This is a genomic window from Stutzerimonas stutzeri (genome assembly GCF_000952685.1).
GTDB classification, from domain to species: Bacteria; Pseudomonadota; Gammaproteobacteria; order Pseudomonadales; family Pseudomonadaceae; genus Stutzerimonas; species Stutzerimonas stutzeri_E.
This window is the reverse complement of the sequence record NZ_JYHV01000034.1, coordinates 99,211-114,795: the sequence shown is the minus strand read 5'-3', so window position 1 is coordinate 114,795 and position 15,585 is coordinate 99,211. Positions and strand designations below refer to the sequence as shown.

General features: G+C 61.5%; 15 protein-coding genes. 4 read left to right on the top strand and 11 right to left on the bottom strand.

Annotated features, from left to right (window positions below):
• Nucleotides 1-38: 38 nt before the first annotated feature.
• From UF78_RS17615 to tldD, 3 genes are read left to right on the top strand one after another with little or no spacing between them, the layout of a single operon-like run.
• Complete coding sequence (locus UF78_RS17615) at nt 39-3,842, top strand: YhdP family protein (RefSeq protein ID WP_045163519.1); 3,804 nt, start codon at nt 39-41, stop codon at nt 3,840-3,842.
• Between the two features lie 46 nt (nt 3,843-3,888).
• Nucleotides 3,889-4,734 carry a carbon-nitrogen hydrolase family protein gene (locus UF78_RS17610; RefSeq protein WP_045163518.1) on the top strand — a complete coding sequence of 282 codons (846 nt, stop codon included), beginning with the start codon at nt 3,889-3,891 and terminating at the stop codon, nt 4,732-4,734.
• Nucleotides 4,735-4,736: 2 nt separating this feature from the next.
• Nucleotides 4,737-6,179: a metalloprotease TldD gene (tldD, locus tag UF78_RS17605; RefSeq protein ID WP_045163517.1), complete on the top strand. Its 1,443-nt coding sequence runs from the start codon at nt 4,737-4,739 to the stop codon at nt 6,177-6,179.
• Nucleotides 6,180-6,211: 32 nt separating this feature from the next.
• On the opposite strand, the gene yjgA is transcribed toward tldD, so the two are convergent.
• Nucleotides 6,212-6,733, bottom strand: a complete 522-nt coding sequence (yjgA, locus tag UF78_RS17600; protein ID WP_045163516.1) for a ribosome biogenesis factor YjgA — start codon at nt 6,731-6,733, stop codon at nt 6,212-6,214.
• A gap of 105 nt (nt 6,734-6,838) precedes the next feature.
• On the opposite strand from yjgA, the gene pmbA reads away from it, so the two are divergent.
• Nucleotides 6,839-8,185: a metalloprotease PmbA gene (gene pmbA, locus UF78_RS17595; RefSeq protein WP_045163515.1), complete on the top strand. Its 1,347-nt coding sequence runs from the start codon at nt 6,839-6,841 to the stop codon at nt 8,183-8,185.
• Nucleotides 8,186-8,216: 31 nt separating this feature from the next.
• Here the strand turns inward: pmbA and UF78_RS17590 are convergent, their stop codons facing one another.
• The 10 genes from UF78_RS17590 to UF78_RS17545 form a co-directional block, all read right to left on the bottom strand.
• Nucleotides 8,217-8,489, bottom strand: coding sequence for an HPr family phosphocarrier protein (locus UF78_RS17590; RefSeq protein ID WP_045163514.1), 273 nt, complete (start codon nt 8,487-8,489; stop codon nt 8,217-8,219).
• A gap of 8 nt (nt 8,490-8,497) precedes the next feature.
• Complete coding sequence (gene rapZ / locus UF78_RS17585; protein WP_045163513.1) at nt 8,498-9,355, bottom strand: RNase adapter RapZ; 858 nt, start codon at nt 9,353-9,355, stop codon at nt 8,498-8,500.
• Between the two features lie 123 nt (nt 9,356-9,478).
• Nucleotides 9,479-9,943 (bottom strand): PTS IIA-like nitrogen regulatory protein PtsN, encoded by a 465-nt coding sequence (ptsN, locus tag UF78_RS17580; protein ID WP_045163512.1) that lies wholly within the window; start codon nt 9,941-9,943, stop codon nt 9,479-9,481.
• 6 nt (nt 9,944-9,949) lie between these two features.
• Nucleotides 9,950-10,258, bottom strand: a complete 309-nt coding sequence (gene hpf / locus UF78_RS17575) for a ribosome hibernation-promoting factor, HPF/YfiA family (protein WP_045163511.1) — start codon at nt 10,256-10,258, stop codon at nt 9,950-9,952.
• A gap of 80 nt (nt 10,259-10,338) precedes the next feature.
• On the bottom strand, nt 10,339-11,847 hold the full coding sequence (locus tag UF78_RS17570; protein WP_045163510.1) for an RNA polymerase factor sigma-54: 1,509 nt from the start codon (nt 11,845-11,847) through the stop codon (nt 10,339-10,341).
• 147 nt (nt 11,848-11,994) lie between these two features.
• Nucleotides 11,995-12,720 (bottom strand): LPS export ABC transporter ATP-binding protein, encoded by a 726-nt coding sequence (lptB, locus tag UF78_RS17565; protein ID WP_045163509.1) that lies wholly within the window; start codon nt 12,718-12,720, stop codon nt 11,995-11,997.
• Nucleotides 12,720-13,268 carry a lipopolysaccharide transport periplasmic protein LptA gene (gene lptA / locus UF78_RS17560; RefSeq protein ID WP_045163508.1) on the bottom strand — a complete coding sequence of 183 codons (549 nt, stop codon included), beginning with the start codon at nt 13,266-13,268 and terminating at the stop codon, nt 12,720-12,722. Before lptA ends, lptB begins: the two co-directional genes overlap by 1 nt.
• On the bottom strand, nt 13,255-13,827 hold the full coding sequence (lptC, locus tag UF78_RS17555; RefSeq protein ID WP_045163507.1) for an LPS export ABC transporter periplasmic protein LptC: 573 nt from the start codon (nt 13,825-13,827) through the stop codon (nt 13,255-13,257). The genes lptA and lptC overlap by 14 nt, the downstream gene beginning before the upstream one ends.
• A gap of 8 nt (nt 13,828-13,835) precedes the next feature.
• Nucleotides 13,836-14,357: a KdsC family phosphatase gene (locus UF78_RS17550; protein ID WP_045163506.1), complete on the bottom strand. Its 522-nt coding sequence runs from the start codon at nt 14,355-14,357 to the stop codon at nt 13,836-13,838.
• Complete coding sequence (locus UF78_RS17545) at nt 14,358-15,332, bottom strand: KpsF/GutQ family sugar-phosphate isomerase (protein ID WP_045163641.1); 975 nt, start codon at nt 15,330-15,332, stop codon at nt 14,358-14,360. It lies immediately after the preceding gene.
• Nucleotides 15,333-15,585: the final 253 nt, after the last annotated feature.

The following is a 15,585-nucleotide window of genomic DNA, read 5'->3' as shown; positions in this document are numbered from 1 at the left end:
CCTGGCCATCCGGGCTCGGGTGTGCGGAGCGTACCCAAATGAGTCGGCTGCTGGCCCTTGTTCTCGTCTTCCTGCGCCGCAGTCTCTGGCTGGGTGCGATCGGCCTGATGCTGCTGGCGCTCTATGTGAGCCTCGGTCGGCAACTGGTGCCGCTGGTCGCCGAGTATCGCCTCGAAGTCCAGAACAAGGCGCGCGAACTGTTGAACGTGCCGATCGAACTCGGCAACTTGGAAGGCCGCTGGGAGGGTTTCTCGCCGAGGTTGCTGGCCCACGATGTGATCCTCGGCGAAGGCGACATGGCGATGCGGCTGGACCAACTTGCGCTGGTACCGGATATCGCTGCCAGTCTTCTGTCTCGTCAGCTGCAATTGAGGACGGTGGAGTTCGTCGGTGCCCATCTGAGCCTGGTCCAGGGTGCCGATGGTAGATGGCGCGTCGGCGGTCTGCCCGAGCGCGACGATCAGGGGCCGATTGACCTGCCGAAGCTCTTGGGTGAGTTGCAGCGGATTCAATATCTGCGATTGCTGGATAGCCAGATCACGCTTGAGGCGCACACCGAAGCGCCAGTCACCCTGACCTATGCCAATCTCGAACTGCACACTGCCGGCAAGCATTTGCGCCTCGACGGGCGCGTGTTGCTGCCTGACGGGCAGCCGCTGAGCACGCATGCTCAGGTGCGGGTGCAGGCCGATGACTGGCGTGCCAGTGAGGCCGAGCTCTACCTCAGCCTGCCGCAGAGCGACTGGGCGGCCTGGTTGCCGGCGAGCCTGACCGGTAGCTGGGCCTTGGATCAGCTCCAGGTCGGCGGCGAGGTGTGGCTTGACTGGCGTGAGCATGAGTTGGCCCGCGCGGTGGCTCGACTGAACGTACCGATACTGCGTGTGGGTCGATCGCAGCGGGAGCCGGTTCGGATCGAAGATCTGGCGGTGAATGCTTATCTCGACCGAGGGGTCGAAGGCTACCGGCTGCAGCTCGATGGCCTGGCGTTCACGTTCGCAGGAAACCGTTGGCGGGACACGGCAGTGCTGGTCCAACAGAACATCGCTGAGGATCGCTGGCGTCTGCAGTCCGATCACACCGCCGTCGGACCGATAGCGGCACTGGTTCATGCCGTGGTGCCATTACCTGAACTGGCAAACGAATACCTGCTCGGGTTGGCTCCGAGTGGAACGCTGCGCAATCTTCAGCTCGACTACCGGCCGACGGCACCCCGCGACGAACGTCTGGCATTCACTGCCAACCTCGATGCGGTCAGCATCGCCGCGCACGATTGGGTGCCCGCCGTGCACAACGTAAGCGGTGCGGTACAGGGCAATCTCGCCGGCGGCGAGCTGCGCTTCGATAACCGGGATTTCAGTCTGCATCTGGCTCAGTTGTTCCCGCGGCCCTGGGACTATTATCGTGCTCGCGGTCGCTTGCGTTGGGCGCTCGACGATCAGGCCGTCACGCTTGCCTCGCCCTATTTGCAGGTCGAGGGCGAGGAGGGGCAGATCGCCGGCGACTTTCTGATCCGTCTGATGCGCGATCCGGCGGCTGAGGACTATATGGATCTGCGCGTCGGTATTCGTGACGGCGATGCCCGCTTTACGGAGAAGTATCTGCCGACGCGCTCTCCGGCGCTGAGTCCGGCGCTAAGCGAGTGGCTGAACACGGCGATTCGCAGCGGCACTGTCGAACAGGGCTATTTCGAGTACCAGGGCTCGATAAACAAGAACGCCGACGATGCCGCACGCAGCTTGAGTCTGTATTTCAAGGTGAAGGATGCCGAGCTCGCATTCCAGCCCGGCTGGCCAATACTGCGCGAAGGCAGGGGTGAGGTGTTGATCGAGGACAGCGGCGTGCGGATCCGTCTTGCCGATGGGCGGATGCTCGACAGCCGGTTACATGACGCCACAGCTGAAATACCTCACGTTGCGGGCGATCAGACACTGCGTCTGGGCATCGAGGGACGTGTGGACGGCCGTCTGCGCGATGCACTGACGCTGATGCAGGTGGCGCCGATCGGCACGGGCGAGCTGTTCGCAGGTTGGCACGGCGAGGGGCCATTGAGCGGCACACTCCAGCTGGACATCCCGCTGGCCAAGGGCGAGCAACCTCAGGTGGTTGCCGACTTTTCCAGTACCGATGCCGCACTGTTCATCAGACAGGCGGACCTCCAGCTCGACACATTGAGTGGCGAGTTTCGTTATGACAGCGAACGGGGCTTCAGCGCTAAGGCGTTTCGCGGCCGGACGCTGGGCAGTCCGATACAGGGCAAGGCCACCGCCACCGGGGCGCCGGGCGACCCGTCCACACGGATCGAAGCGTCGGGCACGGTAGCTCTGCAGCGACTTCTGGCGTGGCGCAAGATCGAACAGCCGCTGCCCCTCTCTGGAGAGCTGCCGTTCAGGCTGAGCCTGAACCTGAGTGGCGCCGACAACCAGCTACAAGTCGATTCGTCCCTGCTGGGTACCGCTCTGGCGCTACCGGTGCCGTTCGGCAAGCCGGCCGAACAGCGGCGCGACACCACGTTGCGTATGACCTTTGGTGGCGATCGACAGCGCTACACGCTGCGACATGGGACGCTGGCAGCACTGGCATTCGTCGTGCCAAACGGTGACTGGACCGAAGGTGGCGGCGAGCTGGTCTTGGGCGGTGGAGCGGCGAATCTGCGCACCGATCAGGGCCTCTATGTGCGAGGCGAGCTGTCGCAGCTCGAGCTGGGTGCATGGCAGGCGTTGTTGGAAACTTATGGCCAATCTTCGGCGGATCAGACCGGCGCCTCGATGCTGCGACAGGCCAACCTCGACATTGGTGCCTTTGATGGCTTTGGTACACATATCGACAACCTCGCTGTCGAGTTGCGGCGCCACTCCTCCGGATGGCTGCTTGGGCTGGACAGCGAGACGGTGGCCGGAACCGTCCGCTTGTCAGATACCGACGGCGAGCCCATCGCACTGGAGCTGTCGCGCGTGCGACTTCCTGCTGCCGAGCCGAGCAACCCCCAGGTGCCGCCTGGCGATGCGCTGGCAGCCGTCGATCCGAAGCGCTTGCCCGCGATGGATATCAGCGTGGCCCAGGTGCTGCGGGGCGAAGAGTTGATGGGGTCTGGATCATTGAAGATGCGGCCGAGCTCGGATGGCGTGGCGTTCTCGAATCTCGCCCTGGATCTGAAAGGTCTGAAATTGGGCGGCGCCGGCGGTTGGAATGCCACACGGACCTGGTACAAGGGCCGGCTAGAAGGCGAAAACGTGGCCGATGTATTGCTGGCCTGGGGGTTCGCGCCTTCGACCACCAGCAGGGATTTTCGTCTGGATGTGGACGGCAGCTGGCCCGGCTCGCCGGCATACTTCGCCCTGAACCGGTTGTCCGGCAGGCTCGACGCTCGGCTGCGCAAGGGCCAGCTGCGCGAGGTGGATGGTGGCGCGCAGGCGCTGCGGGTTTTCGGTCTGCTCAACTTCGACTCGATCGGCCGGCGTCTGCGGCTGGATTTCTCGGATCTGTTCAGCAAAGGTCTGAGCTACGATCGTATTCAGACCGAGCTGGTTGCGACCCATGGGGTTTACGTGACATCGCAGCCGCTCACGGTGGCCGGGCCGTCCAGCAATCTGGAGTTGAATGGCCAATTGGATCTGGTCAGGGATCAGATCGATGCCAAGTTGCTGGTGACGCTTCCTGTCAGCAACAACCTGCCATTGGCAGCGCTGATCGTCGGTGCTCCGGCCATCGGTGGTGCTCTGTTCGTCGTCGACAAGCTGCTGGGCGATAAGGTCGCCCGCTTCGCCACCGTTCAATACAACGTCGAGGGGCCATGGCAGGCGCCCAGGATCACCTTCGACAAACCCTTCGAGAAGCCCAACTGAGTGCCATTTGCAGCGAGCGGCTGAGCGCCGCAGGGGGTAGTCAAGCATGAGCCTCGCCGTCATTCAGATGGTCAGTCAGGCCGACATTCAGGCCAATCTCGCCAATGCCAGGCGGCTGTTGGAACAGGCCGCCGAGGGCGGTGCGCGGCTCGCGGTCCTGCCGGAAAACTTCGCCGCCATGGGGCGGACCGACCTGCCGGCGGTGGGCCGAGCCGAAGCCGAGGGCACCGGACCGATCCTGCCATGGTTGAAACAGACGGCCCGCGACCTCAGGTTATGGATAGTCGCCGGCACGCTGCCGTTGCCGCCGGATGATCAGCCGCAGGCGAAGGTCAGAGCCTGTTCGTTGCTGGTCGATGACCAAGGCGAGCGGATTGCGCGGTACGACAAACTGCATTTGTTCGACGCCCAGATCAGTGACGCGCGTGGCCGTTATCGGGAGTCGGACGACTACGCGGCGGGCGAGCGGATGGTGGTCGTCGATACGCCGGTGGGACGACTGGGCATGACGGTCTGCTATGACCTGCGTTTCGCCGAGCTGTATGCGGCCCTGCGGTTGGCCGGCGCCGAGTTGATCAGCGTCCCGTCGGCTTTTACCACCGTCACCGGCCAGGCGCATTGGGAGATGTTGATACGCACGCGGGCCATCGAGACGCAATGCTATATGCTGGCCGCAGCACAGGGGGGCGAACACCCTGGCGGACGGTTGACCCATGGTCATTCGTCTATCGTGGATTACTGGGGGCGTGTGTTGGGCGAGCAACCGACGGGCGAAGCGGCACTGGTAGCCGACCGAGATGCGGCCGATCAGGCTGCGACGCGTCAGCGCATGCCCGTGCTGGACCATCGCCGATTCACTGCGCCCCGCATTGTCTCGGGCACCTTGGAGTAGATATGAGTGAACTGTTGTTACCTGTCACCGAGCGCCTGCTGACACCGGGTGGGTTGGAACTCGATGACCTGCCGGGTTTGCTCGGCGAGTTGGCCGGCCCCGGCATCGATGCCGCGGATCTGTATTTCCAGGACCAGGTGACCGAGTCCTGGGTGCTGGAAGACGGCATCGTCAAGGAAGGCGGCTTCCACCTGGAGCAAGGTGTGGGCGTGCGCGCGCTGTCCGGTGAAAAGACCGGTTTCGCCTACAGCAACGCGATCACCGCTGATGCGCTGCGCCAGGCCGCCGAGGCCGCGCGCTCGATTGCCCGCGGCGGCCAGCAAGGCCGTGTGCAGGTGCTGTCGAAGGCCGACTTCGCGCCGCTGTATGGCCGAGACAACCCGCTGGACGGGCTCGGTCGAGCAGAGAAAGTCGAGCTGCTCAAGCGGATCGACGTCGCGACGCGGGCCCTGGATCCGCGTATCAAGCAGGTCACGGTCAGCCTGGCGGGCGTATGGGAGCACATTCTAGTGGCCGGCCTTGACGGCGGCATGGCGGCGGATATTCGCCCGCTGGTGCGCTTCAACGTCAGCGTCATCGTCGAGCAGAACGGCCGTCGTGAGCGTGGCGGCCAGGGTGGCGGCGGGCGTACCGGATACGATTACTTCCTCAGCGAAGACCGGGCGATGGGCTATGCGCGCGAGGCGCTGCGACAGGCGCTGGTCAACCTTGAGGCCGTGGCGGCACCGGCCGGCACGCTGCCGGTGGTGCTCGGGCCAGGCTGGTCCGGGGTATTGCTGCATGAGGCGGTAGGTCATGGCCTGGAAGGTGACTTCAATCGCAAGGGCAGTTCGGCCTACAGCGGTCGGATCGGTCAGCAGGTGGCGTCCAAACTGTGCACCATCGTTGACGACGGCACGCTGGCCAACCGCCGCGGGTCGCTCAGCGTAGACGACGAGGGCACGCCTACTCAGTGCACCACGCTGATCGAGAACGGCATACTCAAGGGTTACATTCAGGACAAGCTCAACGCGCGCTTGATGGGCGTCGCACCTACCGGCAACGGCCGACGCGAGTCCTATGCTCACCTGCCGATGCCGCGGATGACCAACACCTACATGCTGGCCGGCGAGAGCGATCCGGAGGAAATCATTCGCTCGGTGAAAAAGGGCATCTACTGTGCGAGCCTCGGCGGCGGGCAGGTGGACATCACCAGCGGCAAGTTCGTGTTCTCGACCAGCGAGGCTTACTTGATCGAGGATGGCAAGATTACCGCGCCGGTGAAGGGCGCCACCTTGATCGGCAATGGACCGGAGGTAATGAACAAGGTCTCGATGGTCGGTACCGACCTGGCGCTGGATAGCGGCGTTGGCACTTGTGGCAAAGACGGCCAGTCGGTACCGGTCGGTGTGGGTCAGCCGACCCTGAAGATCGATGGCATCACGGTTGGTGGTACAGGGGCTTGACGCAGCGTCGGGTCATAACGATGTGCCAGTACCTAGCGCAAGCCGCGCAGGGTCTCGTCCAGCCCGCGGATGTACTTGAAGATCTTGCGGCTGGCTGCAGGCGGCTTGTTTCGTGCCGCTTCGTGCTGAGCGTGACGGATCAGGCCACGTAGATGCTGGCGGTCGGTCTCGGGATACTCGGTAATGAAGGCTTCGAGGGTTTCGTCGTTACCGGCAATGAGGCGGTCACGCCAGCGTTCCAGCGCATGGAAGCGTTCGTTGTATTGCCGAGTGGAGGCGTCGAGCTGGTCAACCAGGGCCAGGATGGCGTCGACATCCTGATCACGCATCAGTTTGCCGATGTACTGCAGGTGGCGTTTGCGTGCGATGTGCGCGGTGTGCTTCGGCGCATCGCCCAGGGCCTTGCGCAGGGCATCGGTGAGCGGTAGGCGGTCCAGGACGTCGGGCTTGAGGGTCGTGAGGCGTTCACCCAGCTCCTGCAGGGCATGCAGTTCACGCTTGACCTGGGTTTTGCTTTTTTCCTCGAAACCGTCGAGATCGGAAATATCAGACATGGGGTTGGTCCAGTAGGGAATGCCGCCATGATAACAGCAGCCTTGCCGTGGAGCTCAGCCGAGCGCGGTGGTTGCGATTGGATCGAATCAGTTGTTGGAGTGTTTATGAGCGAGATTGAGGGGATCGGCCCGCATGCGTTGCCCGGATTGCGTGAAAAGGTCGCGCGGATCATAGAGGAGGCCAGCCGGCAGGGTGCCAGCGCCTGCGAGGTGTCCGTCTCGATGGAGCAGGGCCTGTCGACCACGGTTCGTCAGCGAGAAGTGGAGACGGTCGAGTTCAATCGGGATCAGGGTTTCGGCATCACGCTGTACGTTGGTCAGCGCAAAGGCTCGGCAAGTACCACCGGTAGCGGCGATGAAGCGATTCGCGAAACCGTGGCAGCCGCGCTGGCGATCGCCAAGCATGCCTCGGAAGACGAGTTCGCCGGGCTTGCCGATCCGACGCTGATGGCCAAGGACGTGCCTGATCTCGATCTCTATCATCCGTGGGACATTTCCCCGGACCAGGCCGTCGAACTGGCGCTTAGCTGCGAGGCAGCTGCGTTCGACACCGACAAACGCATTCTAAATGCTGACGGCACCAGCCTTAGCACCCATCTGGGCTGCCGCGGCTATGGCAACAGCAACGGTTTTATCGGTACCTACTGCAGCACTCGTCACAGCCTCAGCAGTGTGATGATCGCCGAAGCCGATGGGCAGATGCAGCGTGACTACCACTACGACGTCAGTCGTGTCGCGGGTGACCTGGCGTCCGCCGAGTCGATTGGCCGGCGTGCCGCCGAACGCGCCGTCCGCCGTTTGGGCGCTCGTCCCGTACCAACCTGTGACGTCCCGGTGCTGTTCTCCTCGGAACTGGCGACGGGGCTGTTCGGGCACTTCCTCGCCGCGATTTCGGGTGGCAACCTCTATCGCAAGTCCTCCTATCTGGAAGATGCGTTGGGGCAGACGCTGTTTCCCGAGTGGTTGAGTCTCGACGAGCGCCCGCATTTGCTCCGTGGTCTGGCCAGTTCGTCCTATGACGGTGATGGTCTGGCGACCTATGCCAAGCCATTCGTCGAGAAGGGCAGGCTGCTTTCCTATGTGTTGGGAACCTACTCCGGACGCAAATTGGGCATGCCCAGCACCGCCAACGCGGGCGGTGTACACAACCTTTTCGTTACCCATGGCGATGAAGATCAGACTGCACTGATCCGTCGTATGGGGCGTGGTTTGCTGGTCACCGAACTGATGGGGCAGGGCTTGAATCTGGTGACCGGCGACTACTCACGCGGCGCCGGAGGTTTTTGGGTGGAGAACGGCGAGATCCAGTTTCCGGTCCAGGAAGTCACCATCGCCGGCAACCTGCGCGATATGTTCCGTCAGATCGTCGCGGTGGGCTGTGACGTCGAGACGCGCAGTAGCATTCACACCGGCTCGGTGCTGATCGAACGGATGAAAGTGGCGGGCAGCTAGCTAGAACGGCAACGCGTTTCTTGACGTGGCTTTATTCGCCTTCTTCGAAATAGTTTTCGATCAGCGCGATCAACGCCTCGAGTGCCTCCTGCTCCCGCTCACCTTCGGCGTGCAGGTGCAGGATGGTGCCTTTGCTGGCGGCGAGCATCATCACGGCCATGATGCTCTTGCCGTCGATGAGGCTGGCCGGACAGCGTCCGACTCGGATGTCACAGGGGAACTGGTTGGCAACACCGACGAACTTGGCCGCCGCGCGGGCGTGCAGCCCCAGCTTGTTGATGATGGTGATCTCGCACGAGGGCATGTGTATTCCTAAGCCAGATCGCGGTGGCGGACCTGGACGTTCTTCAGTGGTTCGCGTAGCGCCTGACCGAGCCGCTCAGCGAGATAGACCGAGCGGTGATGCCCACCGGTGCAACCGATGGCGACCGTGACATAGGCGCGGTTGCTGGCGGCGAAACGCGGAAGCCATTTACTCAGGTAGGCCAGAATGTCCTGGAACATCTCTTCGACGTCCGCTTGTGTCGCGAGGTAATCGACAACGGGCTGATCCAGTCCGGAAAATTCACGCAGGTCGGCTTTCCAGTAAGGATTGGGCAGGCAGCGCACGTCGAACACCAGGTCGGCGTCCACTGGCATGCCTCGTTTGAAACCAAAAGACTCGAAGAGAAACGCCGTGCCCGGCTCAGGTTTGTTCAGCAGGCGCAGTTTCAGCGTGTCACGTAGCTGATAGAGGTTCAGGTGCGTTGTGTCGATCTTCAGATCGGCGTGGTCGATGATGGGCGCCAGTAGCAGCTCTTCGTCAAGAATGGCTTCGGCCAGGGAGCGATTCTGATTGGTCAGTGGATGTCGCCGTCGCGTTTCCGAGAAGCGCTTGAGCAGCGTCTCGTCCGCCGCATCGAGATACAGCACGTCGCACTGGATATAGCGGGCGCGGACATCTTCGAGTAGTTCCGGAAAGCGCTTCAGCTGGCTCGGCAGATTACGCGCGTCGATAGATACCGCGACCTGCGGCTGCAGCAGCTCCGTATGCAGCAATGCACGTTCCGCCAACTCCGGCAGCAGGCCCGCGGGAAGGTTGTCGATGCAGTAGAAGCCGTTATCCTCGAGCACGTCGAGCGCCGTGCTTTTGCCCGACCCGGACCGACCACTAACGATGATCAGGCGCATCGCAGCAAGAGGTCCGGCAGAGCGGGGGCTCGAACGCCTTGCAGTACGTAGCGCAGGCGGGTTGGGTGTGGGCAGATAGAAGGCACGTCTCTTTCCTCACTCAGCGTAGGCAATGCCGTTGCGCTAGCGACCGCTCTGAATATCGACGATAGCCTGATACAGATGCTGTCCCGTTGGGGCCTGGCGTAAACGTTCACGAACGTCCTCGCGGTCCAGCATGCTGGCGATCTGACGAAGCAGTTCGAGGTGTTCGTCGGTCGCCGCTTCCGGCACCAACAGCACGAATAGCAGATCGACCGGCGCGCCGTCGATGGCATCGAAGTCCACTGGCGCATCGAGCCGCAGCACCGCGCTGAGCGGTGATGTACAGCCGGGCATGCGGCAATGGGGGATGGCAATTCCGTTGCCGAAGCCGGTGGAGCCAAGTTTTTCGCGGGCGATGAAGCTCTCGAAGATGGCTTGGGAGTCCAGGTCTGGAAGGTCTTGGCCGAGCACCTTGGCGATCTGTTCCAGGACGCGTTTCTTGCTGCCGCCCGGTACGTTCACCAAGGAACGACCGGGGGTCAGAATGTTTTCGATTCGGATCATGATGGGTCAGCGAGCTAGGACGCCCTGGTTATGGTCGAGCTGTTTTTCTTTGTGCTTGATAAGCTGCCGGTCGAGCTTGTCGGCAAGCAGGTCTATGGCGGCGTACATATCTGCGTGTTCGGCGTTGGCGACGACTTCGCGCCCGGCTACGTGCAGCGTGGCTTCGGCCTTCTGCTTGAGCTTTTCGACTTGGAGAATCACCTGGACGGCAATGATGCGGTCGAAGTGCCGTTCCAGTCTGTCGAATTTTTCCTCGACGTAGTCACGCAGGGCTTCTGTGATTTCCAGGTGAAGGCCAGTGATGTTGACTTGCATACTGCATCTCCTTTTTGCCACGTGCGAATTGGCGAGCTGAGCACCCGCCACCGGAAGAAATCGACCAGGTCGCCTGGCATTTACATCAACCGCTTACGCTCGCTGGACGGCGCAATACCGAGTGATTCGCGGTACTTGGCGACGGTGCGGCGTGCAACTTGAATACCCTGTGCTTCCAGTAAACCAGCGATCTTGCTGTCGCTCAATGGCTTTTTCGGGTTTTCCGCGGCGACCAGCTTTTTGAGGATCGCGCGTATGGCGGTAGAAGAGCACTCGCCACCTTCGGCCGTACTGACGTGACTGGAGAAGAAATATTTCAGCTCGTAGATGCCGCGAGGCGTGTGCATATATTTCTGGGTCGTGACCCGCGAGATCGTCGACTCATGCATGCCTACCGCCTCGGCGATGTCATGCAATACCAGCGGCTTCATGGCTTCATCGCCATGCTCGAAGAAGCCACGCTGATGCTCGACGATCTGCGTGGCGACCTTCATCAGCGTCTCGTTGCGACTGAGGAGGCTCTTGATGAACCAGCGCGCTTCCTGCAGCTGGTTGCGCATGAAAGTGTTGTCGGCGCTGGAGTCGGCACGCTTGACGAAGCCGGCATACTGCGGATTTACCCGCAGGCGCGGCATCGCCTCTTGGTTCAGTTCGACCAGCCAGCGGCCATTGTGCTTGCGCACGATCACGTCGGGCACGACATACTCGGGCTCGCCTGCTTCGATCTGCGAGCCGGGCCGTGGATTGAGTGTTTGAATGAGGTCGATGACCTGACGCAGTTCGTCTTCCTTGAGCTTCATTCGGCGCATCAGCAGGCTGTAGTCGCGTCCACCGAGGGTGTCCAGATGGTCACTCACCAGCCGCATCGCCTCGCCCAGCCAAGGGGTCCGCTCGGGGAGTTGGCGCAGTTGCAGTAGCAGGCATTCGCGCAAATCACGCGCACCGATCCCGGCAGGTTCGAATTGCTGGATGCGGCGTAGTACCACTTCGATTTCGTCGAGCTCGATTTCGAGTTCAGGATCGAAAGACTCAAGGACTTCCTCGAGGGTTTCGTCGAGATAGCCCTGGGGGTTAATGCAGTCGATCAGGGTGGCTGCAATGAGGCGATCGGTGTCGCTCATCGGGGCGAGATTGAGTTGCCAAAGCAGATGGCTTTGCAGGCTCTCTCCGGAGGAGGTGCGGGTGGTGAAATCCCATTCGTCGTCATCACTGCTGGGAAGGCTGCTGGCGCTGGTCTGATAGATATCTTCCCAGGCGGTGTCTACCGGAAGCTCTTCAGGGATGCGATCGCCCCAGTCGCCTTCCTCGAGGTTCTCCACCGTGTTGATGGGCTCTTCGTAATGGTTATCCGGCTCGCTCTGTTCGCTCGAAGTGCTTTCCGGCTTCTTTTCGATGGACTCGGCCATCGGATCGGAGTTGTCGAAGTCGTCTCCGTCCTCTTCACGCTCGAGCATGGGATTCGAGTCCAGTGCTTCCTGAATCTCCTGCTGGAGATCGAGCGTGGACAATTGGAGCAGTCGTATGGCTTGTTGCAGCTGCGGTGTCATCGTCAGCTGCTGGCCCATCTTCAGGACTAGCGATGGTTTCATGGCAGAGGACTTCGAACCTTGTTTGCCGGCGCAACCGCGCCTGTTCCGATTTCGCTGACGCCGCGGGCGCCAATGTAAGCAAATTATATGCCTGCTAACGAAGCCTTTGCCTAGCCCTAGATGTTCGCCTCGATGGAAAAATTGGCATCAGAGTCGGAATTCGTGTCCGAGGTAGACTTCCTTGACCAACTGATTGGCCAGGATCGTTTCCGCGTTGCCCTCGGCAATCAGTTGGCCGTCGTTGACAATGTAGGCGGTTTCGCAGATGTCCAACGTCTCGCGCACGTTGTGGTCGGTGATGAGCACGCCGATGCCCTTCGCTTTGAGATGGTGGATGATCTGCTTGATGTCCCCGACCGAAATCGGATCGACGCCGGCGAAAGGTTCGTCCAGGAGGATGAATTTGGGTGCGGTAGCCAATGCTCGAGCGATCTCGACGCGGCGCCGCTCACCGCCGGACAGGCTCATACCCAGGCTGTCGCGGATGTGGTGGATGTGGAATTCCTGCAGCAGCCCTTCCAGAGCCTGTTGGCGACCGCTGCGATCCAGATCCTTGCGGGTTTCCAGGATCGCCATGATGTTGTCGGTCACCGACAGCTTGCGAAAGATCGAGGCTTCCTGCGGCAGATAGCCGATGCCGGCCCGGGCACGGCCATGCATAGGCAGGTAGGTCACATCCTGGTCGTCGATCAGCACTCGTCCCTGGTCGGCCTTGACAAGGCCAACGATCATGTAGAAACAGGTGGTCTTGCCGGCGCCGTTCGGTCCGAGCAGGCCGACGATCTGCCCGCTTTCGATGGACAGGCTTACATCGCGCACGACCTGTCGGCTTTTGTAGCTTTTCGCCAGATGCTGGGCCTTGAGAATCGCCATTACTCGGTCTGCTCCGCGGCCTGTTGGTCCTTCTTGCGCGGCTGAATGACCATGTCCACGCGAGGGCGCGGCGTAGTGACATCGGTATCGGTGGCGCGGCCGGCATTGACGATCTGCCGCTGTGTGTCATAGACGATTTTCTCGCCTTCGAAGGTATTGCCTTCCTGCACGACTTTCGCCTGGTCGATCAGCACGATGCGTTCGTTGGCGGCGAAATACTGGATGGTCAGGCCATACGCCTTGACGATTTCCTTGTCCGCTGCCGGCTTCTGCTCGTAGTACGCGGGCTTGCCGATGGAGGTGAAGACCTCGACATCACCGTTCTTGTTCTGAGTGATGGTTACCGTATTGCCAGTGATCTTCATGGTGCCTTGGGTGATGACCACGTCGCCGCGATACACGGCAACGCCCTGTCGATCGTCCAGTTCCGCTGTATCGGCCTGCACGCGGATCGGCTGATTGCGGTCCTCGGGGAGCGCATGGGCGTTCGCGCCGAGCAGGAAAATGCTCACACCGAGCAGGAAAGGAAGGGTCTTAACGCAGCTCATGCTGGCCTCTTACATTGGATAGCAGGAGCATCCTGCCTTCGTTCAGGTACGCTTTCATACCCGTCGCGGTCGTTACGCCGTTTGCGGCGACGATTCTAACGGGTTGGCGGGTCTCGGCGTAATCCTTCTCGGGAAACACCGTCATTCGACTGGAAGTGATAATCGTAGGGCGTCCCTTGGCGTCGTTCCGCTCGACCCTGACGTTGTCGATCAACTCGACTTCCTCGCCCTGTGGGCCGACTTCACCGCGCTCACTGGTCACATGCCACGGCAGATCGGAGCCCCTGTAGGAATGAAGGTCGGGGCGAGTCAGCAGGCTGACGTCACTGGCCTTGATGTGCTCCACCTTCTCGGCGGACAGCTCGTAATTGCGCTTGCCGTCTGGCTGATACTGAATGGTCCGAGAGTTGACGACATAGAAATCGATCGGCGTTTCGCCGCCCTGGCTCACGGGAGCTTCCTGCATGAAGCTCTCGGGGCGGATGTTCCAGTAGCCGACTGCGATCAGCAGCAGGGCGATCAGCAACAGGATGACAGGAAGACGGATTCTGCTCAGCATTGAAACCTCTAGAGGTAGGCGGCCTGGGCTGCATCGAGACTGCCCTGGGCGCGCATGATCAGTTCGCAGAACTCTCGTGCCGCGCCCTCGCCACCGCGGGCGGCGGTGACCCCGTGCGCATGCTGGCGGACGAAGGCATCGGCGCTGGCCACCGCCATGCCCAGGCCGACACGGCGGATTACCGGCAGATCGGGCAGATCGTCGCCCAGGTAGGCGACCTCAGCGTAGTCGAGTCCGAGCTCGGTGAGTAACTCATCGAGGACCACCAGTTTGTCTTCGCGGCCCTGATACAGGTGCTGGATACCGAGGTTCTGCGCTCGGCGCTCGACGACCGGCGTCTTGCGGCCGCTGATGATAGCGGTACGCACACCCGAATTGATCAGCATCTTGATCCCGTGACCATCAAGGGTGTTGAACGTCTTGAATTCGCTACCGTCGACTAAAAAGTACAACTTGCCGTCCGTGAGCACGCCATCGACGTCGAAAATGGCCAGGCGAATATCGCGGGCGCGTCGCAGTAGATCGTTCACTTACATCACTCCCGCACGCAGCAGATCGTGCATGTTCAGCGCGCCGACCGGTCGGTCGCTCTCATCGACCACTACCAGCGCGTTGATCTTGTTGTCTTCCATGATCTTCAGTGCTTCGGCGGCCAGCATGTCGGCATGGGCCGTCTTGCCGTGAATCGTCATGACCTGGTCGATACTGGCCTGACGCACATCGATACCTTTGTCCAGTGTGCGGCGCAGATCGCCGTCGGTGAAGATTCCGGCCAGGCGGCCGTCTGCTTCCAGCACCGCTGTCATGCCCAGTCCTTTCTGGGTCATTTCCAGCAGTGCATCGCGCAGCGTTGTGCCGCGGTTGACCAGCGGCAGGCGATCACCGGAATGCATGACATGTTCGACTTTCAATAGCAGACGCCTGCCCAGTGCACCGCCCGGATGCGAAAAGGCGAAATCCTCCGCGGTGAAGCCGCGGGCTTCGAGTAGGGCAATCGCCAGCGCGTCTCCAAGTACCAGACTGACCGTGGTCGACGAAGTGGGCGCAAGGTTCAGTGGGCATGCCTCGATGGCAACGCTCGCGTCGAGGTTGACTGATGCCGCCTTGGCCAGCACCGACTCGGGGTTGCCGGTCATGCTGATCAGGGTGATGCCGAGGCGCTTGATCAATGGCAGCAGCGTCACGATTTCGCTGGTGGTGCCCGAGTTGGAAAGCGCCAGCACGACATCATCACGGGTGATCATGCCCATGTCGCCATGACTGGCTTCGGCCGGATGAACGAAGAATGCGGCGGTGCCGGTGCTGGCGAGCGTGGCGGCAATCTTGTTGCCGATATGTCCCGACTTGCCCATGCCGACCACGACGACGCGGCCTTTACACTGGAGAATGAGCTCGCATGCCTTGACGAACTGCGCATCAACCCGTGTCGTGAGTTGCTCGACGGCCTCTAGTTCCATGCGGATGGTGCGCTGTGCCGTCTCGATCAGCTGGCTGCTCTGACTCATGTTCACGTCGTCGCCTGAAAATGGAAACGCGGGATTATAACGGTAAAACCTAGCGCCGCTCACCGAAAAGCTTTCGAGCCGATCGTGGTCGTTGGAGCTGAACCGAAGCTGAACGAATGTGCGCTCGTTCATGCGCCGATACAGGCCTTTGCTTGGGACGTCCCGAGGGCGGTGCTATAGTTCGCGCCGCCAAAACGGCTCTGCGAAGTATCTCCCCAAGATCGGAGGGCGTCTGATTCGCAGGCTGTATCCA